Source organism: Streptosporangium sp. NPDC001559, from assembly GCF_042893955.1.
In the GTDB taxonomy this organism is placed as follows: Bacteria; Actinomycetota; Actinomycetes; order Streptosporangiales; family Streptosporangiaceae; genus Streptosporangium.
On sequence record NZ_JBIAVG010000003.1, the window covers coordinates 435,959 to 460,331 of the forward strand.

At 71.4% G+C, this 24,373-nt stretch carries 20 protein-coding genes; 10 read left to right on the top strand and 10 right to left on the bottom strand.

Annotation, left to right across the window (positions count from 1 at the left end):
• The first annotated feature begins 355 nt into the window (after positions 1-355).
• Entirely contained in the window at positions 356-1,669 is a 1,314-nt protein-coding gene (locus ACFYY8_RS09100; RefSeq protein WP_390038755.1) for a phospholipid carrier-dependent glycosyltransferase, read from the top strand.
• A 36-nt stretch (positions 1,670-1,705) separates the two neighbouring features.
• Here the strand turns inward: ACFYY8_RS09100 and ACFYY8_RS09105 are convergent, their stop codons facing one another.
• Both ACFYY8_RS09105 and ACFYY8_RS09110 read right to left on the bottom strand, forming a co-directional pair.
• On the bottom strand, positions 1,706-2,290 hold the full coding sequence (locus ACFYY8_RS09105) for a Clp protease N-terminal domain-containing protein (RefSeq protein ID WP_390038757.1): 585 nt from the start codon (positions 2,288-2,290) through the stop codon (positions 1,706-1,708).
• A 2-nt stretch (positions 2,291-2,292) separates the two neighbouring features.
• Positions 2,293-2,526 carry an RNA polymerase subunit sigma-70 gene (locus tag ACFYY8_RS09110; protein WP_352013739.1) on the bottom strand — a complete coding sequence of 78 codons (234 nt, stop codon included), beginning with the start codon at positions 2,524-2,526 and terminating at the stop codon, positions 2,293-2,295.
• A gap of 250 nt (positions 2,527-2,776) precedes the next feature.
• Between ACFYY8_RS09110 and ACFYY8_RS09115 the strand changes: the two genes are divergently transcribed.
• The 3 genes from ACFYY8_RS09115 to ACFYY8_RS09125 are packed head-to-tail and all read left to right on the top strand — an operon-like array spanning position 2,777 to position 6,753.
• The gene (locus ACFYY8_RS09115; protein ID WP_390038760.1) at positions 2,777-4,393 is read left to right on the top strand and encodes an ABC transporter transmembrane domain-containing protein; all 1,617 of its coding nucleotides are present in this window, start codon (positions 2,777-2,779) and stop codon (positions 4,391-4,393) included.
• Complete coding sequence (locus ACFYY8_RS09120; protein WP_390038762.1) at positions 4,390-6,231, top strand: ABC transporter ATP-binding protein; 1,842 nt, start codon at positions 4,390-4,392, stop codon at positions 6,229-6,231. The genes ACFYY8_RS09115 and ACFYY8_RS09120 overlap by 4 nt, the downstream gene beginning before the upstream one ends.
• Positions 6,232-6,276: 45 nt before the next feature.
• Positions 6,277-6,753, top strand: a complete 477-nt coding sequence (locus ACFYY8_RS09125) for a hypothetical protein (protein ID WP_390038764.1) — start codon at positions 6,277-6,279, stop codon at positions 6,751-6,753.
• Between the two features lie 92 nt (positions 6,754-6,845).
• On the opposite strand, the gene ACFYY8_RS09130 is transcribed toward ACFYY8_RS09125, so the two are convergent.
• On the bottom strand, positions 6,846-8,906 hold the full coding sequence (locus tag ACFYY8_RS09130; protein WP_390038766.1) for a prolyl oligopeptidase family serine peptidase: 2,061 nt from the start codon (positions 8,904-8,906) through the stop codon (positions 6,846-6,848).
• Positions 8,907-8,990: 84 nt separating this feature from the next.
• Between ACFYY8_RS09130 and ACFYY8_RS09135 the strand changes: the two genes are divergently transcribed.
• Genes ACFYY8_RS09135 through ACFYY8_RS09145 form a run of 3 tightly spaced genes read left to right on the top strand, consistent with a single transcriptional unit; the run spans position 8,991 to position 11,693 of the window.
• Positions 8,991-10,403: a hypothetical protein gene (locus tag ACFYY8_RS09135; protein WP_390038768.1), complete on the top strand. Its 1,413-nt coding sequence runs from the start codon at positions 8,991-8,993 to the stop codon at positions 10,401-10,403.
• Entirely contained in the window at positions 10,360-11,265 is a 906-nt protein-coding gene (gene mshB / locus ACFYY8_RS09140) for an N-acetyl-1-D-myo-inositol-2-amino-2-deoxy-alpha-D-glucopyranoside deacetylase (protein ID WP_390038770.1), read from the top strand. Before ACFYY8_RS09135 ends, mshB begins: the two co-directional genes overlap by 44 nt.
• A 5-nt stretch (positions 11,266-11,270) precedes the next feature.
• Positions 11,271-11,693, top strand: coding sequence for a DUF6113 family protein (locus ACFYY8_RS09145; RefSeq protein ID WP_390038772.1), 423 nt, complete (start codon positions 11,271-11,273; stop codon positions 11,691-11,693).
• Here the strand turns inward: ACFYY8_RS09145 and ACFYY8_RS09150 are convergent.
• Together ACFYY8_RS09150 and ACFYY8_RS09155 are read right to left on the bottom strand one after the other, a co-directional pair.
• The gene (locus ACFYY8_RS09150; protein WP_390038774.1) at positions 11,690-12,862 is read right to left on the bottom strand and encodes a glycosyltransferase; all 1,173 of its coding nucleotides are present in this window, start codon (positions 12,860-12,862) and stop codon (positions 11,690-11,692) included. The two genes, ACFYY8_RS09145 and ACFYY8_RS09150, sit on opposite strands and share 4 nt — an antisense overlap.
• 37 nt (positions 12,863-12,899) lie before the next feature.
• Complete coding sequence (locus ACFYY8_RS09155) at positions 12,900-13,709, bottom strand: WecB/TagA/CpsF family glycosyltransferase (protein ID WP_390038776.1); 810 nt, start codon at positions 13,707-13,709, stop codon at positions 12,900-12,902.
• A 276-nt stretch (positions 13,710-13,985) separates the two neighbouring features.
• On the opposite strand from ACFYY8_RS09155, the gene ACFYY8_RS09160 reads away from it, so the two are divergent.
• The 3 genes from ACFYY8_RS09160 to ACFYY8_RS09170 all read left to right on the top strand — a co-directional run bounded on the left by ACFYY8_RS09160 (position 13,986) and on the right by ACFYY8_RS09170 (position 15,798).
• Complete coding sequence (locus ACFYY8_RS09160; protein ID WP_390038778.1) at positions 13,986-14,408, top strand: hypothetical protein; 423 nt, start codon at positions 13,986-13,988, stop codon at positions 14,406-14,408.
• Positions 14,409-14,466: 58 nt separating this feature from the next.
• A complete protein-coding gene (locus ACFYY8_RS09165) occupies positions 14,467-14,766 on the top strand; it encodes a hypothetical protein (RefSeq protein ID WP_390038780.1) in 300 nt (99 codons plus the stop codon).
• Positions 14,767-14,829: 63 nt separating this feature from the next.
• Positions 14,830-15,798, top strand: coding sequence for an MBL fold metallo-hydrolase (locus ACFYY8_RS09170; protein WP_390038782.1), 969 nt, complete (start codon positions 14,830-14,832; stop codon positions 15,796-15,798).
• Between the two features lie 6 nt (positions 15,799-15,804).
• Here the strand turns inward: ACFYY8_RS09170 and ACFYY8_RS09175 are convergent, their stop codons facing one another.
• From ACFYY8_RS09175 to ACFYY8_RS09195, 5 genes are all read right to left on the bottom strand, one after another.
• Positions 15,805-18,339, bottom strand: coding sequence for a penicillin acylase family protein (locus ACFYY8_RS09175; protein ID WP_390038784.1), 2,535 nt, complete (start codon positions 18,337-18,339; stop codon positions 15,805-15,807).
• Positions 18,340-18,561: 222 nt separating this feature from the next.
• On the bottom strand, positions 18,562-19,038 hold the full coding sequence (locus ACFYY8_RS09180) for a GNAT family N-acetyltransferase (RefSeq protein ID WP_390038786.1): 477 nt from the start codon (positions 19,036-19,038) through the stop codon (positions 18,562-18,564).
• 36 nt (positions 19,039-19,074) lie between these two features.
• Complete coding sequence (locus ACFYY8_RS09185) at positions 19,075-20,397, bottom strand: cysteine--tRNA ligase (RefSeq protein WP_390038788.1); 1,323 nt, start codon at positions 20,395-20,397, stop codon at positions 19,075-19,077.
• Positions 20,398-20,418: 21 nt separating this feature from the next.
• A complete protein-coding gene (locus ACFYY8_RS09190; RefSeq protein WP_390038790.1) occupies positions 20,419-22,266 on the bottom strand; it encodes a sigma factor-like helix-turn-helix DNA-binding protein in 1,848 nt (615 codons plus the stop codon).
• A gap of 49 nt (positions 22,267-22,315) precedes the next feature.
• The gene (locus ACFYY8_RS09195) at positions 22,316-24,373 is read right to left on the bottom strand and encodes a UvrD-helicase domain-containing protein (RefSeq protein WP_390038793.1); all 2,058 of its coding nucleotides are present in this window, start codon (positions 24,371-24,373) and stop codon (positions 22,316-22,318) included.

Here is a 24,373-nt window from a genome sequence, read left to right on the forward strand (position 1 = left end):
TAAGTCCCGCCGCGTAAACACAGAGGCGTGCCGAGCTGCCAGGAATGGCGGCATGTCAGATATATTCTCGGCACGTATGGGGCTCTCTGGCGACAAATGACCACTTTTCGTCGCTAGTTCTAATGGAAATGATGTTGAATGTCGACTTGGGGCGCCCTTATTCGTATATGGTCGCTCCATCGGCATGATCACCTTTGGTGGGCACCGAAGGTGAGCCGTCCCCGGGCCGTCACGATCCGCGGTGGCCGGGAGGCCGGCGTCCCCCTACTGAGCGACGGTTGGATTTCGCGTGGTCACGGCATTGGAATCCCGGCAGGAACGCCTTTCCCGGTATAGGTGGATTCGCGGGAGTCTTTTGCGGCATCGCTTGTTCGCGGTGGTCGTGACCCTCGCCCTGGGGCTCCGAGTGCTGACGATGCTGGGATTCCGGCCCGGACGGATCTACTGGTACGACACGTACACATACCTTCAGCTCGCCTACGAGCTGACGCCCCGGGAGGATCTGAACCCGAACGGCTACCCCTTCCTGCTCCGGTTGCTGATGCCCTTTCACAGCATTCCGGTGGTCGTGGGAGTCCAGCACGCGATGGGACTGGGCGTCGGTGTGATGATCTACGCCCTGCTTCGCCGTAAGGGCGTTCCCGCCTGGGGGGCGGCGCCGGCGGCCGTCCCGGTGCTGTTCGACACCTCGTTCCTGCGGCTTGAGCACGCCGTGCTCGGCGACACGTTGTTCGTCTTCCTGCTGGTCGCCGCGACCGTGCTGCTGTCGTGGTCGTCCGCTCCGCCGCTCTGGGCGGGGGCGACGGCGGGCGTGTTCCTGGCGTGGGCCGCGCTCACCCGGACCGTCGGGCTGCCGATCTTCCTGGTCGCCCTCGGCTGGCTGGCCGTACGCCGCGTCGGGTGGCGTCCGCTGGTCGTCACGGCGCTCGCCGGCGCGCTTCCGCTGCTGTCGTACGCCGCCTGGTACCAGGCCGAGTACGGACGCTTCAAGCTGGTCGGCGGTGACGGGGCGGCACTCTGGGCGCGGGTCATGACCTTCGCCGACTGCGACGTGATCAAGCCGCCGCCCGCGGAGGCGCCGCTGTGTCCCAACGGGACGTGGCGGGACGCGGCGGAGGGCTACTACTGGGCGCCGGAGGCGTCGCTCAACCGCATGCCGGGAGGCAGGAAGGAGAACGACTCGCTCGCCCGGTCATTCGCGGTCCACGCCGTCCTCGCGCAGCCTCTGGACTATCTGCGGACCGTCGCCGGTGATGTCTCGCTGGCTTTTCACTGGACCCCGGCCGACCATCCGATGCGGATGTCCGGGCCGCTCAGCCTGTGGGGAGGCGTGGCGGCGCCGGCCGTCCCCGACTGGGCCCGTTCGTACCTGCGGAGATACGCGCCGGGCGTCACCGGGGAATACGAGGCGGTCCAGCCGTACGCCGGATTCCTGCAGGCCTTTCAGAACCCCTCCTATCTGCGTGGGCCGTTCCTCGGGGTGATCCTTCTGCTGGGGGCGGCGGGCCTGCGCCGTAAGGATGTGCTGCTGCCGTGGGGGACGGCGGTGGTTCTGCTGGTGCTGCCCGTCGCCGTGCTCGATTTCGATCACCGTTACGTGCTTCCCGTCGTGCCGTTCGCATGCCTTGCCGCGGCCCTTGCGGTCTCCGCCCGCTTCCGGGCCGGTTAGGCCCGGGCCGGAGAGGGGCCCGGTCCCCGTACCGGCCTATGCCCGGGAGGCGCCGCTCTGATCCTGGCCGAGCTCTGCGACGATCTCCCGGCGCAGTGCCCCCGTGTCGATGCCCGCGTCGGTGATGACGCGAGAGCCCAGCCCTCTCCCCTCACGGAGGATGCCGAGCAGCAGGTGGCCGTCGCGGATGCCCTTCTGCTTGAGTGCCAGCGTCTCGCGCAGGGACAGCTCCAGGGCCTTCTTGGCCTGTGGGGTGAAGGGGATGTGCCGTCCGCTGCGGAGCCCGTTCCTGGTCGTGACGGGGTCGCGGTCGAGGGAGCCGGGCCCGAAGGCGGCCTCGACCCTCTCCCTGATGGCCGACAGGTCGATGCCGATCGTTTCGAGGGCCTCGGCGTCGAGGGCGGTGGCGCGCTTGACGGGGGTGAGCCGTACGACGGCCTGGTAGGCGCGTTCGTAGTCGAGGCCGTGTCCGGTCAGCACCCGGGTGACCATGCAGGAACGCTGGTCGAGCAGGCCGAGCAGGATGTGCTCGGTGCCGCAGCTGTCGTGGCGCAGTCGTCTGGCGTTCTCCTGGGCGAGGGTGACCGCCTGGCGGCTCTCCTGGTGGAACCGTTCGAACATCGCTACCTCTCCCGTCTCAGCAGCCCGCGGCCGCCGGCGTACTTCTTGTGGACCGCCTGCCTCGTCACCTCAAGGCAGTGGGCGATCTCCTGCCAGGACCAGCCCTGTTGTCTGGCGTTCTCGACCTGGAGGGCCTCCAGCCGATCGACGAGGATCCGCAACGCCCGTACGGCCCGCAGGCCGACGGCCGGGTCGCGGCTGCCCGCGTCCGAGGCCAGCTGTGCCGTGTCGCTCATGTATGTCAATGTAAGTTGACGCCATCGATGATGTCAACCTTGATTGACGAGAGCCGTCTCACGGTCAGAAAACGGTTTGCCGGGTGATCGTGGGGTTTGTCAGCCTGGTAGGGCTATGCGTTCCCTGCCTGCCGCTGATCCCGGCGATCCTGATTCCCGAAGTCCCTTCCGATATCTCCTCTGGACCGCCCGCTCACAGGCCGGTCCCCTGCTCATTGGCATCGGCTACGCCATCCTGTGGTGGACCTCGATGGCTCTGATCCCCGCCGCGATCGGTCGCAGCGTGGACGCCATCTGGAACCAGGACATGCGGAGCCTGCTCACCTGGACGGCGGTCGTGTTCGGCCTGGGAGTGGCGCAGGCGGTGACGAGCACCCTGCGTCACCGGATGGCCGTCTTCAACTGGCTGTCCGCCGCCTACCGCACGGTCCAGGTCACCGTCAGGCAGGCCACCAGGCTGGGGGCGACCCTGCCCAGGCGGGTGTCGACCGGCGAGGTGGTCAGCGTCGGCAACTCCGACATCGCCCACATCGGCAACGCGATGGACATCCTGCTGCGGGGCACGGGGGCGGTCGTCGCCATCGTCACGGTCACCGTCATCCTCATCGGCACCTCGCCCGCGCTCGGACTGACCGTGCTCGTCGGCGTTCCGATCATGGCCGTCGCGGTCGGCCCCCTGCTCAGGCCGCTGCACCGGCGCCAGCACGCCCACCGCGACCTCCAGGGAGAGCTCTCGACCAGGGCCGCCGACATCGTCGCCGGCCTGCGCGTGCTGCGCGGCGTCGGCGGCGAGCAGATCTTCGCCGAGCGCTACGCCGAGGAGTCCCAGAAGGTACGGCGGGCCGGCGTGCGGGTCGCCGCGGTCGAGGCGACGCTCGAGGGCGCCCAGGTCCTGCTGCCCGGTCTGCTGATCGCGGGCGTGACCTGGCTCGGCGCCAGGTTCGCACTCAGCGGGGAGATCACCGTGGGCCAGCTCGTGGCCTTCTACGGCTACGCCGCCTTCCTGATCTCCCCGCTGCGCACGCTCACCGAGGCCGCGGACAAGCTGACCAAGGGACACGTGGCCGCCCGCAGGGTGGTGCGGATCCTCAACCTGCGGCCCGAGATCACCGGCGGCACCGGGTCCTCGCCGGGCGGCCTGCTGCGTGACGTCGCCTCCGGCGTCGCCGTACGGCCGGGCGCCCTCACGGCCGTCGTCTCGGCCGTCCCCGAGGAGAGCGCGACGATCGCCGACCGGCTCGGCCGGTACGCCGACGGCGACGTGGACTTCGGCGACGTACCGCTGGACAGCCTGCCGGTCGCCGAGGTCCGCCGCCGGATCCTGGTCGCCGACAACGAGGCCGGCATGTTCGCCGGGGTGCTCAGGGACGAGCTGGACGTGACCGGGACCGCCTCGGAGGAGGCGATCAACCGCGCCCTGCGCGCCGCGTGCGCCGAGGACGTCGTCGAGGCGCTGCCCGGCGGTCTCGACGCGGCCGTCGCCGAGGCGGGCCGGGAGTTCTCCGGCGGCCAGCGGCAGCGGCTGCGGCTGGCCAGGGCGCTGGCCGCCGACCCCGAGGTGCTCATCCTCATCGAGCCGACCAGCGCGGTCGACGCGCACAGCGAGGCGCGCATCGCCGTACGGCTGGCGGAGGCCAGGGCGGGCAGAACCACCCTCGTCTGCACCACGAGCCCGCTGGTGCTCGACCACGCCGATCACGTGGTCTACGTGGAGGAGGGCGTCGCGCGGGCCCAGGGCACCCACAGGGAACTGCTGGCCGTCAGCGCGGACTACCGCGCCGTGGTCACCAGGGGAGAGGAGGAGTCCACGCGGCCCCCGGAACCCGCCGGCGCCGGACGCGGGAACCCAGGAAAGGAGGCCGCGTGAGCGGGCAGATCCTCCCGGTCGCCGACCGGGCACAGGTACGGGCGTACGCCCGCAGACTCACCCTGAAGTATCCCGGCACGCTGTCGGCGGCCCTCGGCCTGCACGGCCTGGCCGCGGCGGCGGGCCTGGTCGTGCCGTGGATGCTCGGCGACCTCGTCTACGGCATCAAGAACGGCACGGAGATCGACATCACCGTGGTCGCGCTGGCCATCGCGGGCTTCCTGGCCGCGCAGGGGGTGCTCGTCAGGTTCGCGGTCTACGTCTCCTCACGGCTCGGGGAGAAGGTCCTCGCCGAGCTGCGCGAGGAGTTCGTCGGCCGGGTCCTCGCCCTGCCGCTGTCCACGGTCGAGCGCGCGGGGTCCGGCGACCTGATCACCCGCACCTCGCGGGACGTGGACACCCTCTCCCGCAGTGTGCGGCACGCCGTACCGGAGACGGTGATCGCCCTGGTGGCCTTCGTGATCACCGCGGGGGCGCTGGTGCTGACCGGGCCGTTGCTCGTGCTGCCCGCGCTGCTGGTCGTACCGCTGCTGTGGATCTCGACGCGGTGGTACCTCAGGCGGGCGCGGGACGGCTACCTGCGGGAGAACGCCGCCTACGCGGACATGACCGAGGGGCTGGCCGAGACGGTCGGCGGCGCCCGCACCGTCGAGGCCCTGGGACTCCAGGAGCGCAGGCGGCGCCGTACGGACGTCGACATCGCCAGGTCGTGGGCGGCCGAGCGCTACACCCTCGGGCTGCGCATGGTGTGGTTCCCGGCCGTCGAGTTCGGTTACGTGCTCCCGATCGTGACGACGCTGCTGGCCGGGGGAGTCTTCTATCTCCAGGGCTGGGTCACGATCGCCCAGGTGACGACGGCCACGCTGTACGTGCAGCAGCTGGCCGACCCGCTCGACCGGCTGATGTCGTGGGTGGACGAACTCCAGGTGGGCGGCGCCTCCATGGCCCGGCTGCTCGGCGTCGCCGAGGTTCCCGACGACCGGGAGGCCGGTTCCGAGGCTCCCGAGGGGGAGGAGTTGCGGGCCGAGGACGTCCGCTACGCCTACCGCGAGGGGTACGACGTGCTGCACGGCGTCGACCTGGTGGTCAGGCCGGGGGAGCGGCTGGCCATGGTCGGCCCCTCGGGGGCGGGCAAGTCGACGCTCGGGCGCCTGCTCGCGGGCGTCCACGGGCCGCGTACCGGTTCGGTCACGGTCGGCGGCGCCCCGCTGGTCGAGCTCCCGCTCGACGACCTGCGCGGCCACGTCGCCCTGGTGACCCAGGAACACCACGTGTTCCGGGGCACGCTGCGGGAGAACGTGCTGATCGCCCGTCCGGACGCCGACGAGGGCCAGGTCAGGGCGGCGCTTGAGGCGGTGGACGCCTGGGAGTGGGCCACCGGCCTGCCCGACGGGCTGGACACGATGGTCGGTTCCGGCGGTGAGCCGGTCCCGCCCGCCCAGGCCCAGCAGCTCGCCCTGGCCCGGCTGGTTCTGGCCGACCCGCACACCCTCGTCCTGGACGAGGCGACCTCGCTGATCGACCCCAGGGCGGCCCGTTCCCTTGAGCGTTCGCTGGCCGCCGTGCTCGACGGCCGTACGGTGATCGCCATCGCCCACCGCCTCTACACGGCGCACGACGCCGACCGGGTCGCGGTGGTCGAGGACGGACGGATCAGCGAACTCGGCTCCCACGACGAGCTGGTCGCGGCGGGTGGCTCCTACGCCGCCCTGTGGAGCAGCTGGCACGCCAACGGCGGAGTGAAGGAAAACCGTCCTGTCCGGTGGGGAAAGGAGGGGAACCTCCGGGTGCACCTTCCGGGGGAAACGGCTCCGCGCGACTACAGTGATCGTCACTGACAGTGGTCAGTCGAGTGCAAACAGTCGCAGGAAAGGGGTGCCCCCGTGTCACCTGAATCGATCGCATCCGTCACGAGTTCGACGCTGGGCAGGTTCCTGGCGGGAGCCGCCCTTCTTGTCCCCGCCTTCATGATCTGTGGGGGACCGGCCGAGGCCGCCGCGCCCGCCACCGGTCACGTCGTCACCGCGGACCCGGCCCCCGTGGCGGCCCCCTCGGCCGGCCCGACGAAGACCAGACGGCCCGCCAAGCGGGACAGGGCCGCCGAGGACGCCGACCAGGACGTCCGCGCGACGACCGGCGGCCACAGCGGCGGCAAGGTCGGCGGCAGGGGCGGCGGCAAGGACGGCGGCGCCACCGGCCCGCAGGGCGGGGACACCTACGACCCCGAGGCCGGAGCCGACGACGCCGCCCCCGGGGGTCGCAGCGCGGGTGCGGGCCCCGGCTCCAACACGGGCCCCGCCACCGGTCACGGCCGCAACGGCATCAAGCGGTCGGCGGGCAAGTGGCAGCGGTTCAAGTGACGGCGCTTCGGATGACGGCGTTTCACGTGACGCCCCAGGGCTGAACGGGAGCGGCCGCCGTACCTCGGGGAGGGTACGGCGGCCGCTCCTCGTCAGGACAGGGCCTTGTTGAGGAAGTCCACCTGGAGCAGCAGGAGGTTCTCGGCCACGACCTCCTGCGGCGTCATGTGGGTGACGCCGGACAGCGGCAGCACGTTGTGCGGGCGCCCCGCGGCCAGCAGCGCGGACGACAGGCGCAGTGTGTGCGCGGCCACCACGTTGTCGTCGGCCAGGCCGTGGATCAGCAGGAGGGGGCGTTCGAGCTTCTCCGCGTCCGCGAACAGCGACGAGGCGTCGTAGTGCCCCTCGGCGGGCTGGCCGAGATAACGCTCGGTGTAGCAGGTGTCGTAGAGCCGCCAGTCGGTGACCGGGGCCCCGGCGACGGCGGCGTGGAAGACGTCGGGCCGCCGCAGCACGGCCAGCGCCGCGAGGTAGCCGCCGAACGACCAGCCCCTGATGCCGACCCTGGACAGGTCCAGGTCGTCGGGGAAGCGCTCCGCCGCGCCGTGCAGGGCGTCCACCTGGTCGTCGAGGACCGGGGTCGCCAGGTCGTGCAGGATCTCCCGCTCGAACTCGGGGCCACGGCCCGGGGTCCCCCGGCCGTCGGCGACCACGACCGCGAAGCCCTGGTCGGCGAACCACTGGCTGGTCAGGTAGGCGCCCGAGGCGGACAGGACACGCTGGGCGTGCGGGCCGCCGTACGGGTCCATGAGGACCGGGAGCCTCGCCGAGCCGGGCACGTGCCCTGACGGGAAGACCACGGCGGTCGACAGTTCGCGCTCGCCCGTGCGGATCAGGGAGACCCGCAGGTCGAGGCCGTGGCGTTCGGCGTGGGAGGTGATGTGCCCGACGTGGCGGCCGTGGTGGGAGACGCGGGTGACCGGTCCCTCTCCGTCGAGGGTCTGGCCGGTGACCACGAGGGTCCCGCCCGCGGCCTGGCCGCTGTAGACGCCGCTGTCCTGCGGGCTGACCAGGGTGATCCGCCCGTCCTTGTAGGCCCACAGCGCGATCTCGGACGGCTCGCCGCTGGCGCGGAACAGCACCGTGTCGCCGCTGACGCCCGCGACGTCGCGGACCTGGAGGGAGGCCGGGGTGACGGGCTGGTCGCCGACGACCAGGCGGCGGCCCCCGTCGAGGTTCGTCACCCAGACGAGGGAGCCGTCCGACAGGTGGGCGGGGACGCCGGTGACGACGTCGACCCAGGCGGCGTCGGTGTCCTCGCGGACGAGGGAGGAGGTCCCGGTCTCGGGGTCGACGTCGAACAGGCGCATGGTCCGCTGGTCACGCGTCATGGTGACGATGGACAGGCCGTGGTCGTCCCAGGAGGCGTTGACGAGGTACTCGTCGGTGAAGGGCACCGGGACGCGGCCACCGGCCAGGGACAGCACGAACAGCTCGACCTTGGCGTTGGGGGACCCCGCCGCGGGGTAGCGCTGCTCGGTCGCGGGCCTGGCGGGGTTGGCCGGGTCGGCGATGTGCCACTTCTCGACCGGTGAGTCGTCGGCCCGCTCGACCAGTACGGCCTCGCCGGACGGGGACCACCAGTAGCCGCGCATCCGGTCCATCTCCTCGGCGGCGATGAACTCGGCCAGGCCGTAGGTCACCTCGGGCGCCTCGGGGCGGGCGAGCGCGTGGTCGACCTCGTCCTCAAGGTCCTGGACGTGGAAGGCGCCACCGGTCACGTATCCGACGTGCACACCGGTCGGGGAGAGCCGGGGGTCGATGACCGGGCCCGGGGTGCGCAGGTGGCGCACGCTCCTGGTCCGCAGGTCCACGACGTACAGCCCGCCGGAGAGCGCGAAGGCGACCGTGGTCACCGCGGCGTCGGTGCTGTAGGCGACGATGCCGCCCGCCGACTCCCTGGCGCGTTCGCGGCGTGCCCGTTCCTCCGGCGGGAGGTTCTCCTCGTCGGCGGCGATGACCCGGGGATCGGCGATCAACCGTTCCGTGCCGCTGGCCACGTCGAACTCCCACAGACAGGTGACCGGGTCACAGCCGCCCTTGGTCCGCAGGAAGACAATCCGCGCACCGTCGGGCGCGACCGTGAACGCACGGGGAACGCCGAGGGTGAAGCGGCGGGTCCTTGCGTGCAGCCGAGGAAAACTCTCACTCATACCAGTCATCTTGCCAGTACGGCCCCGCGAAGGGATCTCCCAGGATGGTCCAAATGAACGTGATCATGGGAGAAACTTGGGTGAGTGACGCTTACCGCGCGAATCGCTCGCTCCCCCGGGGCGCCCGCCGTTCTGGCCTTCGCGTTCGTGATGTGGGGGATCGGCGTCCCCTCGTTCTGGCGTGACGAGTCGGTCAGCGTCCTGGCGGCCAGGATGTCCTTCGACGAGCTGCGCGAGCTGCTCTCCCACATCGACACCGTCCACGCGCTGTACTACCTGCTGCTACGTCCCTTCGCCGCCCTCGGCGGGGAGGTCGCGGTCAGGCTGCCCTCCGCGCTCGCGGTCGCCGGGGCGACGGCCGGGATCACGGCCCTGGGCCGCAGGCTCTCCGCCCCCGGCTCCTGGACCGGGACCTACGCGGGTCTGGCCTACGCGCTCATCCCCATGGTCAGCCGCTACGGTCAGGAGGCACGCAGCTACGCCCTGGTCAGCGCGGTCGCGGTGGCCTCGACCCTGGTCCTGCTCGGCGAACGGCGCTCCCGCCACGCCGGTTACGGCCTGCTGGTCGCCCTGCTCGGCTGGTTCCACCTCTACGCGCTGCTCCTGCTGCCCGCGCACGCCCTCGTCGTGCTCCGCCGCGGGCGCGGGGAGATCCTGCCCTGGCTCGCGGCGCTCGCCGGGGCGGTGGCGCTGCTGGTTCCCCTGGTCCTCATCGCCTCCGGGCAGCGGGACGAACAGCTCTTCTGGCTGAAGACCCCGGACCTGGCGGCCCTGGCGCAGCTCGGCGTGGAGATCTCCGGAGGCCCCGTCTCCTGGCAGGACTCGGCCACCCCGCCGCTGTTCCTCGCCCTCCTGGGTCTGCTCGCCCTGCTCGGCGTCTGGTACGGCAGGGCGTCGCTCACGGAGGTCGCCCTGCCGTGGGCCCTCGTCCCGGTCGCGCTGTCCTACGCGATCTCCCAGGTGTACCCGGTCTACAACCCGCGCTACGTCATGTTCGTCCTGCCCGCCCTGGCGCTGCTGGCCGGCGCCGGTCTGGCGGGGCTGCCCCGGCCGTTCTCCGGGCGGGCACCGATCGGCCTGGCGGCCCTGGCCGCCCTCGCGGCGCTGTCCATGAGCGCCCAGCTGACCGTCAGGGGCCCCGCCAACCGCCCCGACGACCTGCGCGCCCTGGCGGCCGAACTCGGCGCCGCGGAACGTCCAGGCGACGCCGTGCTCTACATGCCCGAGCGCTTCTGGCTGTTCGTCTCCGTGTACGGTGGGCCGTACGGGAAGCTGGTGCCCTTCGACCCCGGAGCGGAGCGGGTGTGGCTGGTCTCCCGGCGGATCCTGGGGGCCGAGTGGCGGAGCGACCCCCGGCTGGCCGCCCTGAAGCGGGGCTTCACCAAGGCCGGGCCCACCCGGACATCCGGTGCGGTCCGCGTCACGCTCTACACCCGGCGGCTACCCTCGAAGCATGAACGACCGCCGTCTGCTGCTCGTGCACGCCCATCCCGATGACGAGACGATCGGCACCGGCGCCACCATGGCGAAGTACGCCGCCGAGGGGGCCGGGGTGACCCTGGTGACCTGCACCCTGGGCGACGAGGGCGAGGTCATCCCGCCCGGCCTGGCCCACCTGACGTCCGACCGCGACGACACCCTCGGCGGGCACCGGATCGGCGAGCTGGCCGCCGCCTGCGCGGCCCTCGGCGTCACCGACCACCGCTTCCTCGGCGGCCCGGGGCGCTGGCGCGACTCCGGCATGATGGGCGTGGCCTCAAACGACCACCCCGCCGCCTTCTGGCGGGCCGACCTGGACGAGGCGGCAGGAGAACTGGTCAGGGTCATCCGCGAGACGCGTCCCCAGGTCCTCGTCACCTACGACGAGAACGGCTTCTACGGCCACCCCGACCACATCCAGGCGCACCGCGTCTCGGCACGGGCCTTCGAACTGGCCGCGGACCCGGCCTTCGGCGAGGGCGAGCCGTGGCGGATCGCCAAGTTCTACGTCACCGCGGTGGCCAGGTCCACGATGCGCAGGACCGCCCAGGCGCTGGTCGAGGCCGGGACGCGCTTCCTTCCCGAGCAGGTCGAGGACCTGCCGTACGGCTGCGCCGACGAGGACGTCACCACCGAGATCGACGCCCGCGCGCACATCGACGCCAAGTTCGCGGCGATGCGGGCGCACGCCACCCAGATCAGCGTCGAGGCCCCGTGGTACGCCCTGTCGAACGACGTCGGCCAGGAGGTGCTGGCGGTCGAGCACTACATCCTGCGCTCCGGTCTCCCCGGCTCCGGCGCTCCGGCGGCACCGGTCGAAGTCGGCGGCCTCGGCGAGCCGTACAAGCCGGAGGACGATCTCTTCGCCGGGATCGACTAGCCTCCATGGTTGTGATGGAGCAGGTCCCCACGGCCGAGCGGTCCTCGGGCAGGGCGGTCGCCGTGGCGGCGTACGTCGTCCTCTTCGTTCTCGGCCTTCTCATGGGCCTTCTGGGAGCCTTCCAGCATTCGTGGTACCTCAGGCCGACCACGGTCCCGGTCTCCTCCTTCGGCTGCGTCCTGGCGCTGTTCGCCGTCTGCTACGGGGCGGGGCGGATGATGCGCGGCAAGCTGGCGGCGCTGGCCGCCGCGAGCGGCTGGCTGGTGATGACGATGACGTGGCTCTCCGGCAGGCAGGAGGGCGACGTGATCATCGCCGCCGACCTGTCGGGCTACGTCTACCTCTACGGAGGCATGATCGCCGCCCTGGTGGCCGTCCTGGCCTCCCCGACCTCACACGGCGGCTCCTGGCTCCTGACCCGTCACTAGGGCGTCCCCGGCGTCTCGGCCAGGGCCTTGAGCTGGGCGGCGCGGGCGGACCACGAGGCGTCGAGCACCGAGGCGCGCAACTCCTCGGCGGACCGCAGGCCGCCCTCGCGCAGGGTCGTACGGACGGCCTCGACGAATCCGGCGGGGTCCGCGGCGATCCGTACCCGGTCGGCGTAGTGCCTGATCTGGTGGAAGTCGGTGCTGACCACCGGCAGGCCGAGCGAGAGATACTCCTTGAGCTTGATCGGGTTGGAGTGCCTGACGAAGGAGTTGTCCAGCCACGGCATGAGCGCCACGTCGAACCCGGACCCGTACGCGGGGACCTCCTCGTACGGCCGCCTGCCGAACCAGTGGACGTTGGGATGGCGGGTCAGGCGCCCCATGGGGACGTTGGCGTCGCCGACCAGCACGAGCGAGACGTCAGGCAGGTCGGTGGCCACCCGTTCCAGCAGGTCGAAGTCCACCAGATAGTCGTCGAGCGAACCGAAGAAGCCGACCCGGGGACCGGGGACGCGACGCAGGTCGGGTGGTTGCCGGTTCACCGGCCTGCGCCGGAAGTGCTCGGTGTCCACCCCGTGGTCGAGGAAGTGAGCCCGTGACCCGGTGAGCTCGCGTTCACCCTCCATCAGCACGTCGCTGACGTAGACCACGTGGTCGGAGCTCCTGAGCAGGTCGCGTTCCATCACCTCGATGACCCGGCGGTCGGACTCGGGGAAGGCCGAGTGCTGGTCCGAGCGGTTGAAGACCAGCGACCGCCTGGGCATCGGCCTGACCGCGTCCCAGGCCGTCGGCAGGGTCACCATGATCACGGGGGTGCGCAGCCCGAGCATCCAGGACACGGCGCGCACCTGCGTCCTGACCAGCCACGCGTTCAGCCGCCGCGTCGTGGCCGAGCCGTACAGGGGCAGGGGGAGCGGGGACATCACGAAGAAGTTCGGCAGGTCGCGCAGCGGGCGCCTGACCAGCATCGCGACGCTGCGCAGCTTGCGCAGGACGCGCCGGACGACCTGGGTCGACCTGCCGGGCGTCGGCATGCGCAGCCCGATGCTGTTGACCACCAGGACCCTGCGGTCGGCGGCGATCGAGCGCATGAGCTGGAAGTCCGAGTGCGCCTGGTTGTGGTACCACCAGTCTTGGGCGGCGAAGCAGATGTAGTCGGGGGCTCTCATGCGGGGGCCGTTTCTGCTCGGTTTCCGAAGGGACGGTTCAACGGGACCGCCCGGCCGTCACCCGCCGGAACGCCACACCGGCGAGCATGGCGAGGGCGAACGGGAGGTCGTCGCGCAGGTAGCGCCCGGCCAGGCGGCGCGGCTCCTGGGCCAGCCGGTAGAGCCACTCGGCGCCGGCCCGCTGCATCGTCCGCGGCGCCCGCCGGAACTGTCCCGCGGCCATCGGGATCGCGGCTCCGCAGCCGACGTACCAGGCGTCGGGCAGCTCGGCGCGCAGCGCGTGGATGAGGCGTTCCTGCTTGGGGAAGCCCAGCCCGACGAGGACGAGGTCGGGAGCGGCCGGGATCACCCGGCGGACGATCCCGCGCACGCCCTCCGCGGTGGCGTCGAACCCGAAGGGAGGCGAGTGGGCTCCGGCGACGCGCAACCCGGGGTAGCGGGTGGTGAGCGCCAGCGCGGCACGCTCGGGAACGCCCGGTTCCCCGCCGAGCAGGTAGACCGAGCGCCGCTCGCGGGCGGCGCGTTCGGTGAGGGTGTGGATGAGCGAGGAGCCGGTGACCCGGCCGGGGAAGCGCAGCCCCGCCAGTCTTCCCGCCCACACCACCGGCATGCCGTCGGCGACGACCAGTTCGGAACAGGTGATCAGGTCCGCCAGGGCGGGGTCACGGGCGGCGGCGCGGAGGATGTCCACGTTGGCGGTGACGATCGCGCCACCGCGTCGCAGCCGCCAGGCGTGTGAGACGAGGTCGAGCACGTCGGCCTCGCTGATCGCCATGACCTCGACGGCGCCGAGCCGTACGCGCAGGGGACGCCTTCCCCGCTCGTCCCAGAACGGGAGGGGGATCACCGGTCACGCGCCCGGCGCGGGCGGGCGTGTGACGGCGTCGGATCTTCATGTCGTGCGAGGGGGCTCCCGGGGAAACGCGGCGCGTCCACCGGGATGGGTAAGCATCCTGAGGGGCAGGTCGTCATATGTCCACCACCAGACACAAACGGCCGTACAAGTCGGGTTTGGCAAAATCGTAACCTCGGACTCGCCAACGGTCACGAGGTAGACCATCTGGTCATCTCCCGTACCGGAAAGCCGTTGGCTCCCCGCGGCACGGCGGCGCACAATCCTGGTATGCGGCGGTTGCATCGCGTACGGCGCACGCTCAACTACCTCAACCTGTCCACTCCGCTCGGACTGTTGCTGGTACGGCTGGGCGGTGCCAGGAGGAGGGCGGGGCCGGACGGGCTGATCCTCGCCTACGGCTACCGCATCCCGTTCCCCGTCGCCGGGGCGTTCACCGTCGGCAACGTGGTGCTGACCAGGTCGCCGGAGGGGAGCCTGACCGAGCCCCTGGTCAGGCACGAGGGCAGGCACGCCTCGCAGTACATGTTCTGCGCCGGCCTGCCGATGCTTCCGCTGTACGTCGTGGCGGTGGCCGTCTCGGTGCTCGTCTGCGGCGACCCCTCCTCATGGAACGTCTTCGAACGCCTCGCGAACCTGGAGGACGGCAACTACATCCGTAAATCGCCGTGGTGGTTCAGGAAGCGATTTTAGGTTTCCGCGAAAGCGGAAGAGATCGGCGGTGAATCTTTGTCGTCTGGCAGGGATCACGGTGGATCCGGATTTCGTCCGGTGGACGGTTTCGACGAAATTCCAGCCGGCATACGAAGGTGTGCGTACGAGAATCCTCACGGCGATCGGTGGAACGCTCGCGGCCCTGGCGCTGTCCACCGCGCCCGCGTCCGCCGGCACCGGCACCACCGCCACCACCACGGCCGCCGGCGGCAGCACCGCCCAGGCCGGGGCGCCGGCCTGCGGCTGGGACCCGCGCGCGTCCGAGTGCCTCGCGAACCTGGAAGACGGGAACTGGACCCGTAAATCGCCCTGGCGGTTTCGGCTTAAGTCACCTTAATGGGAATAAATCACCTCATATAGGGATCATCGCCCGGACCGGTGGTTGCCAAGGGGGTCACCCATGTCTCAGACGATCCAGCCTGAGATCTCGCCGCGCGCGCCGGAACGGGCGTGGCCACGTAGCTTCAGAGACCGGCTGACCTCTCCGTTGCCCGCCTTCCAGGAACTGCTCGCCGCCATGTGGCACGGCGGGTTCCGGCCGGAGACCGGGGACGCCGACCTGATCCCGGTGACCAGGAACGGGCTGCCCAGGCCGACGGCGACCGAGACCGTGGTCACCTGGGTCGGGCACGCGACCTACGTCCTGCAGATGGGCGGCCTGACGATCCTCACCGACCCCGTCTGGGCCAGGCGCATCCCCGGGGGCAGGCCCAGGCTCACCCCGCCCGGCGTCGCCTGGACGGACCTGCCCAGGATCGACGCCGTGGTGATCAGCCACAACCACTACGACCATCTGGACGCCCCGACCGTACGGCGCCTGCCCCGGGACACCCCCGTCCTCGTCCCGGCCAGACTGAGGCCCTGGTTCACCCGGCGGGGCTTCACCGACGTCGTCGAACTCGACTGGTGGGAGAGCACCAAGATCGGCGAGGTCTTCTTCGACTTCGTCCCCGCCCACCACTGGAGCCGCAGGTCGATCAGCGACACCTGCAGGACGCTGTGGGGCGGCTGGGTCGTCAGGACCGTGGACCAAACGGTCTACTTCGCCGGGGACAGCGGGTACGGCGAGCGCTTCACCCAGATCGGGGAGCGCTATCCGACGGGCATCGACCTGGCCCTGATGCCGGTCGGCGCGTTCGAACCCCGCTGGTTCATGAAGAACTCGCATGTCGATCCGGCGCAGGCCGTACAGGCGTGCGCGGACGTCGGGGCGCGGCGGATGGCGACCATGCACTGGGGCACCTTCCTGCTGTCCGGCGAGCCGCTGCTGGCCCCGGTCGAACAGGCCCGCGCGGCATGGACCGCGGCGGGCAGGGACCGCGCCGACCTGTGGGACCTGGCCGTCGGCGAGTCCCGGGTCCTGCCGTGAACCGGGTCACGGCAGGAGGGTCAGGGTGTCGACGGCGGCCTTTCTTACGGACTCCTCGCGGGAGAGCATCGGCGTCGTCCCGCCGTCGGCCCACAGGGGCGCCTGGTCCCAGTAGTTGTCGTGGAAGGCGTGTCCCGAGGCGCCCGTCAGGTTGATCCATCGTGACCTGTCCAGGTCGGCGAGGTCGACGACCATCCGCATCGACGGCAGCCAGCTGACCTCGTACCCCTCCTGGACGTCCCAGCCCGCGGCGTCGACCGCGTCGTCGTTGCCCGGCACCGGGAACGGGCCGCGGTTGAACAGCCGTTCGACCAGGGAGATCCCCGAGGAGCCAAAGGTCTGGTTGGTCAGGGTGAGCGTGTGCACCTCACCCCAGCGCCACGCCTTGACGTCCTCGCCCAGGCGCTGCCGCAGCTCGTCGTAGCCGAGCGCCATGGCCCGGCGCAGCATGTCGTCGCGGGTCTCCCGCTGCGGTGTCCGCGTGTCGTCCCAGAACGGGTCCTCCGGCCGGTCGAGCATGACGCGGACCACCTCGAACCACCGGTCGCCACCGGTCGGCCAGGCCACCTCCGGCAGGTCGTCGTTGAAGGTCTCGATGAGCAGGTGCCGCCAGACGGCGTTGAAGTACGCCGCGGGGGCCGAGTCGACGCCCTGCGAGCCGTCCCAGGAACGCAGCAGGTCGAGGGCGCGTGCCGGGTCTCCGGCCACCTTCAGGGCCGTCAGCCGGGGCACCAGGAAGGGCGCGAGGCCGTTGCCGGTGTCCTGCTGGATCGCGCCCATGGTCTCGACGCCCACCTTGCCCTTGGCGATCTCGGCCTCAAGGCGGTCGAGGATGCGCTGGGAGCGGTAGCCGTACGCCCAGTCCTTGGTCAGCATGTGCGGGTAGCGCCCGGGATCGACGACCGCGTTGTTCGCGGTCACGACGTAGCCCTCCGGCGGGTTGTAGGCGCTGGGCAGGTCCTGGAAGGGGATGGTCGACTGCCAGGAGTACTCGCCGGTCCAGCCGGGGACGGGCCAGGTGCCGTCGCCCCTGGTCCTGACCGGGATGCGGCCGGGCGCCTGGTAGCCGATGTTGCCGTCCACGTCGGCGTAGACCATGTTCTGCGAGGGAACCTCGAACTTGCTCGCCGCCGCCCTGAAACTCGGCCAGTCACGTGCCGTGTTGAGGTCGAAGATCGCGTCCGCGGTCCTGCCGGGTTCCAGTGCGGTCCACTTGAGGGCGACCGCGTCCGCCTGTTCCCTGAAGACCGTGGCCGCGCCGGGCAGGGCGGCCTTCGCGTCGCCCATGACGTCGGAGATGATCGGCCCGTGCAGGGTCTCGCGCACCGTGAGCGTGACCGGATCGCCCCCCGCGACCTCGATCTTCTCGGTCCTCGTGGTGAGCGGCCGCCACTCGCCCATGAACAGGTAGTAGTCGTCCTTCACCCGTTCGAGATACAGGTCGGCGACGTCGGGGCCGAGGTTGGTGAACCCCCAGGCGACCCGGTCGTTGTGCCCGATGATCACGCCGGGCAGCCCGGAGAAGGTGAACCCGGTGACGTCGAAGGAACACCGCTCACTCTTGGTACGGCAGTGCAACCCGGTCTGGTACCAGATCGAGGGCATCCCCGGCGCCAGGTGCGGGTCGTTGGCCAGCAGCGGCTTGCCCGAGGCGGTGTGCGCGCCGCCGACGACCCAGGAGTTCGAACCGATGCCGTTGCCCCCCTTGGGGTCGCCCATCAGGCTCGGTACCGCGGCGACGGTCGCGGCGGCCCCGGTCAGCGCCGTGGGGTCGGCACCCTCCTCGGGGTGGGGTGAGGCGCCACGCGGCTCCTGGGCCTGGTCGAAGCCGTGGTCGGTGACCGAGCCCTTGGTGACGATCGGCCGATGCGCGCCGAAGGGGTAGCCGGGCCAGAGCTGCTCGACCCGTTCACGGGGCAGTTCGCTCGCCGCCACCGCTCTGCCGATCTCGTCGGAGAGGTTGGAGCGCAGGTCCCAGGCCATGGCCTTGAGCCAGGCGACGGAGTCGACGGGGGTCCACGGCTCCGGCTGGTAGCCGGAGTTGGTGAGCTTGAGCAGGCCGTACTCCAGGCTCTTGCCGAGGGCGCCCTCGTGCTGCTCCATCCAGGAGTTGACGCCCTTGGCGTAGGCGTCGAGGTAGCGGCGGGTCTGCTCGGAGAGCATCGGCAGCTCCCGTTCGGCGATCCGCCGCCAGCCCATGGTCCTGATGGCCTTGTCCTGGGGGAGCGTCGAGGGGCCGAACATCTCGGACAGGCGTCCGGCCGTCACGTGCCTGCGGAAGTCCATCTCGAAGAACCGGTCCTGGGCGTGCACGTAGCCCTGGGCGAGGAACAGGTCCTCCGAGGAGTCCGCATAGAGGTGCGGCACCCCTGTTTTATCGCGATATACGGTGACTTTTCCGGTCAGGCCCTTCACCTTGAGGTCGCCCGACACCTGCGGGAACGACGCTCGTACGGCCAGCACCCCCGCTCCGGCCAGAGCCAGGCAGAGCACCACGAGGGTGGTCACCACCCGCGCGAGCCACATGAGCGGTCGGGGCATCCGGGCATATGGCCGGAACTTCACAAACACCTCCTAGGCGGCGTGCTCGAACAAGTTTGGCAGCTCTTCGCACGTCAGAACGCCGCTTCCACCTCCGCGACCCCCGGGGAACCGCGTGACGGCTCCGGGCGCAACGGGGGAAAACCCGTGGCGAGGTGGGAAAAAGACGGTGGAACGGCTCAAGGAGGACGGTGACGGTCGGTCATCGGCGACAACGGTGGGTCAGAGCGGTGTCTCCAGGACGACGGAGCGCGCGGCGAAGCCGTTGCGCTGGTAGAAGCGGATCGCCCCCTCGTTGCCCGCGTAGGCCGTCACCCCGGCGTACTGCGCGCCGTTGCCCCCGGCCCACGTCCTGAACTCGGCGACCAGCCTGCTGCCGATCTTCTGCCCCCGGTAGGCGGGCTGCACGTAGATGCTGCCCAGCGTCGCGACCGCGACCGGCCGCATCGGGGTCGGCCCCGACAGCGAGCCGGTCATGTGGCCCACGACCCTGCCCCCGTCGTCGGCGACCATCACCAGGCGTGCCGGGTCGCCCAGCGCGGCGGCGAAGTGGACCGGGCCGTGCTCCTTCGGCCAGTTCACGTCGAGAGAGGGGTCACGCCTGCCGGCGTCCTCGGCGAAGAGGGCCGCGCTGCACGCCACGACCCCGTCGAGGTCGGCGGCCGTGGCCGACCGTACGACAACGCCATTGTCACTCATGATCGGGACGCTACCGGTCGCCACCGACAAACGGCTTCAGGCGGGCCGCACCGACCAGTCCTGTCCCTCGGGTGTGTCACGGACGAGCACCCCGAGACCGGCCAGTTCCGCGCGGAGACGGTCGGCGGCGGCCCAGTCTCCGGCCTCCCGCGCCCTCGGGCGCCGCTGGAGCAGCTCTGCCGCGCCCGGCGGCAGGCTCTCGGAGCGGCCGATCCCACAGGACAGGTCGAGGCCCAGGACACGGTCCAGATGCAGGAACGCCTCAAGCCTGGCGCCGGGCGCGACCGCCTCGTCGCGTTCGAGCGCGCGCAGCAGGCGCAGCGCCAGCGGTGTGTCGAGGTCGTCGTCGAAGGCGTCCTCGATCGCGGAGACCGGCCCCGAGGGCATCGGGCGGCTCGGCGACTCCGCCCACCCGGCCACCCGCGAACGCCAGCGCCGCAGCGTGGCGTCGGCGACGCGCAGGGCCTCCCAGGTGAGGTCCAGCCGCCCGCGGTGACGGTGTTCGAGCAGCGCCAGCCGTACGGCCAGCGGGTCGAGACCGGCCTGGGCCACCTCCCCGAGCGCCGACGCTCCGCCCGCGCGTCCGTCCAGTTCGTGCCCGTCGAACAGCAGGTGACCGGAGTGGGCCCAGTGGGCGACCACCTCGTGCCCGGTGACCGCGTCCGACTGGGCGCGTTCGTTCTCGTGGTGGGGGAAGCACAGGTCGATCCCGCCCACGTGCAGGTCGATCCGTTCGCCGAGGGAGCCCAGGGCCATGGCCGAGCACCCGATGTGGCGGCCCGGCACCCCCCGCCCCCACGGTGCCAGCCAGGCGGGTTCGTCCTCGGTGGGCCGCCACAGCACCCAGTCGGCGGGGTGCCGCTTGCGCGGGCCGGCCTCCCCGGCGCGGGGCCGTAGCCGCTCGGGACGGTTGCCGGACAGCTCGCCGTAGGAGGGGAAGGAGGTGACGTCGAAGAGGACGGATCCGTCGGAGGCCGGATAGGCGTGCCCCCGCTCGATCAGCCCGGCGATCATCTCGATCACCGGGCCGACGGTCTCGGAGACCTCGGGGGAGTGCTGGGGCGGATGGACGTTCAGCGCGAGCGCCTCGGCCTCGAACGAGTCGCGCCGGCCACGCCCCTCGGCCCCGTGGCCGGCGGGAAGGCGGCCCAGATCGGTGAAGCCCAGGCAGTGGACGACCCGGACGCCCCGCCGTTCCACCACCCGCCTGACCAGGTCGGCCAGCAGACCGGCGCGCAGGTCGCCCAGATGCGTCACACGCCCGGCGGCCGGACCACAGCCGTAGACGCGCATCGAACGGGCGCCCTGCGGGAGGACCGGTTCGACGCGGCGGTGCCGCGTGTCATACAGCCGTAGCATTCTTCGAGCCTACGGGACGCCTCAGACGGCCCCCTCAAGAAGGACGAGAATGTCGCGATCACCCCGGTCACGCAGCCGGGCGCCGACATCCTCCTTCGGAGAGCCGTCCGGCAGGCCGATGCGGGCGCCGATGAGGCGGATGCCCTCGGCCTCCGAGGCGACGGGCGCGGTGTAGCCGATCAGGTGCAGGGCCCGGTTCAGCGGGGGCAGGGTCGCCGCCGCCGAGGGCAGGTAGCGGGTCAGCAGCTCACCCCCGTCGGAGACCGTGAGGAAGACGTGGTCGCCCTCCGCCGCGTTCGCGGCCACCAGGATGGGGCGGATGGAGCCCATGGTCGGCTGGTTGTGCCAGCTGACCACCACGTCGCCGGACGGGGTCGAGGCGGTCAGCTGGCCGCCGGGGGCCATGCCCAGGTAGGCGGCGAACCCGGTGGGCAGCGGGGAGCCGGAACCGCGCAGGTGCTCGGCGTTGACGTCGACCCGGTGCCACCAGCGCCCGTCACGGCTGCGGAAGCACCGCCTGGTCGAGGAGACGTCCCTGCGGGGCTGGTAGTCCGACTGCTCGGAGCCCGCGACCCTGATCCAGCCGCGCTGGGTGCGTTCGAACCCGGGGCCGCCCGCGTAGGCGCGCACCGAGCTCTCACTCACGTCGTAGCGCGAGGTCAGGTTCGTCACGATGGTGTTGACCGAGGCCTCGCCGTTGGCCCGCTCGATCTCCCTGGCGATCATCTCCCGGATGCCGAGATACTCCTCGCCGCCCCACCTGGCCAGGCCGTACTTGTTGCGGTCGAGGCGCAGGAAGCGGTCGTCGGCGGTCAGCTGGTTGCGGATGCCGACCAGGCTGTAGTCCTCGCCGATGCGCTCCTGGATCTCCTCGGGCGTCAGCGCGGTGCCCGCGACCGCGAGCACCGCCTCGGCCTTGTCGTTGACGCTGCGCGGCCAGGGCACCACATGCCCTTCGAGCACCCGCAACTGGGGTACGGCGATGAGCCAGCGTTCGGCCACGTCCTCGCGGATGCCGAGCTGGCTGACCAGCGAGACGGCCTCCTCAAGGGGGCGCGGCCCGTCGGTGAACAGCTGCCTGGTCTTCTCCCGCAGCTCGTCGGCGCCGCCCGCGACGAGCCAGCCGTCCACCTGGTCGTAGCCGGTGAGCAGGGTCCGCACGAACCGCCAGGACGGGATGCCCAGCGTGGCCAGGTCGCTGCGGTGCCACGGGACGGCGGCAGCCAGGTCGTCGGCGGGCACCGCGGAGCCGAGCCTGCCACGCAGCCAGGAGACGTGCCCGACCAGCGGGGCGGCGTCCTCACTCGTCAGCCAGGCCTCGACGTGGTCGCGCAGGTCGCGTTCGATCTGCCTGATGCGCTCCCTGGTCACGGAGAAACGCTGGGCCAGGTCGTCCAGCGTGGCCCGCTGCGAGGCGTAGAGGCGGTCCCTGGCGATGGCCCGCTGCCGCTCGTCCAGGGTCGCGAAGACCTCGTCGATCAGCTCGGGCAGCGGCCGGTCCGGGCGGGTGGGACGCGTCTGGCCGACGCTCTCCTCGGTGACGGGCTCCAGGAGGCGTTCGATGACCCCGGTGAACATCCGGTGCACCACCTCGCGTCCCAGGCCCTCCGGCGTGCTGACGCTCGAAGCCGGGTCGGAGAACCTGAGCAGGGGCAGGACGTCGCCGAGCATCAGGTGGCCCCAGCACGTCAGGGCGAGGTCGGCCAGGCGTCCGGCGACCTCGGACGTCCCGATGGTCGAGCAGGCCCGATCGAGCGGGAGCGCCTGCCACCACGCCTCGGGAAGACGGGGGTCGGTTGCGATCGGCGCTACCTGGCCGGGAGAGGTCCAGCGCAGGGGGGGCGCGATGTCGCTCAGGCTGAGGTTCATTGAGGTCCAACCGGCAAAGGGGAATATATCCGCAGTTCAGAGTATGTCGTTAGGTCGGGAGAAAGGGGCTTGCTCGTCCGGAGTGGGACACGTAAAGAAGCTCCCTGGCCCGGGTGCACGCGACATAGAGCAGGCCACGCTCCCGTTGGAGGTCGTGCGCCCGCGCGGTCGGGTCCTCCTCGGCCGGGGTGAGGGAGTCGGGAGCGGGCACGACACCGTCGGCGACTCCGATCACGGCGACCCGGCGGAACTCCAGGCCCTTCATGCCGTGCAACGTCGTCACCCTCACCCCCAGCTCGCGCAGGGCGTCACGGGCGTCGCGCACGAGGCCCGCCGTCCTGGCGGCCACCCCGATCTCCTGGGGTGGCACACCCTCCTGGATCCACTGTCCCACCTGTGTGGCCAGACCGGTCAGCTCTTCCTCCGGTGAATCGTAGGCACGGACCACCGGACGCGCCCCGTTCCGTGTCGCGCGGAAGCCGTACAGCTCCTGCACTCCGTCGACCAGGCCGTCCGCGGGGCCGCCGCCGCGCAACCGCACGCCCCAGGAGAGGATCTCCTGTGGAAGCCGGTGCGACACCTGCAGACGCCGTCTGATCGCGTCGATTCCCACCGAACCGAGTGTCACCCGGGTGTCGAAGATCCGTTGGTGCGGATCGCCCACGATGAAAAGGTCGTCCCGCCCGTACGGCACCGCCGCCCGCAGCAGCCGCCACTGCGCCGGATGCAGGTCCTGCGCCTCGTCGACCACGATGTGCCGGTACGGCTCCCGCCGCGGCGCGCTGTCGGCCAGCAGGTCCCCGGTCGTACGGCCGAGCAGCTGGCAGGCGTCGCCCGCGAGCTGGAGCAGGGTGCGCTTGCCGCGCTCCTTGAGCCGCAGGGTGACGTGCTCGACGGCCCCCCACACCTCGGTCCGCTCCTCGGCGGAGAGCCGGACGCCACGGCCCGACCTGGGGGCGTCGAGATACTCCTGCAGAGTCCTGAGGTTCTGCGCCAGCACGACCTGTTCCCACTCGCGCAGCAGGAAGGCCGGGCTGTGACCGGTGTCCGTCTCCAGCCAGAGCGCGTTCACCTCGGCGGCCCCGGCCAGCGCGGGCGCCCGTCCCTCCGCCTCGGCGACGATGCGGTGGGCCAGCCGGTCCACGTTGCCGACCTCGATCCGCTTACGGGTCACCTCGTCCTCGATCAGCAGGTCGAGACGGGAGGCGAGGTCGGCGCTCAGCCGCTGGGAGAAGGTGACCAGCAGGATCTGGCCCGCGCCACGTCTGGCCAGGAAAGCCGACCGGTGCAGGGCCAGCAGGGTCTTGCCCGTCCCGGCCCCGCCGGTGACCAGGGTCGGCTGCTCGTGGGTCTCCCAGCGGGCCAGGCGGTGCAGCGTCGGCTGGAGGAACACGCACCAGGCGGGTGCGTCGAGGACGTGGTTCAGCTCACGCGGGCTGCCCACGAAGATCGCACGGTCGGGGCTGCGCAGCAGCGCGGCGGTCAGGTCGTCGGGGTCGATCGGCCCGGAAGGGGGCGCGGTCGCCCGGCAGGTCTCAAGCTCCCGCCAGGCCCCGGCCATCGACTCACCCCTGGCCAGCGCGGCCAGTGGGGCGTACTGCGTGGCGGGCAGCAGGGGTTCGAGCGCCTCCAGGGTCAGCTCGTCGGTGATCTGCCTGACGAGGCCGAGCAGCCCGCGTTCGACGCCGAGCTCGGCCATGTCGGTGTCACAGGTGTCGGCGAACAGCCGGACCGAGGTCGCCCCGGCCGCCCTGAGCACGGCGGGCTCGATCCGTTCGAGCGCCTCGGCGTCCCACATCTCGACCACGCCGAGCGCGGTGTTGACGCTGAAGCGATGGCGCCTCGCGTAGGCCCAGGCCTCCGTCTCCGGCAGAACGGTCAGCAGCCAGTGGACGTCCCGGTGCCTGACCATGACGCCGCGATGGCCTTCGGCCAGCCTGAGGGTGACGACCCTGGGGTCCCTGGCCCCCCTGACCCTTTCCGGGTGCGGAGCCCCCGCCACGTTCTGCATGAAGCGGCGTACCGCGACGACGGCGTCCCGGCGCGCGGGCTGGGCCAGCGCGCCGAGTTCGGCGGGGAAGTCCGGGGAGATCGCGAGTCGGGGCAT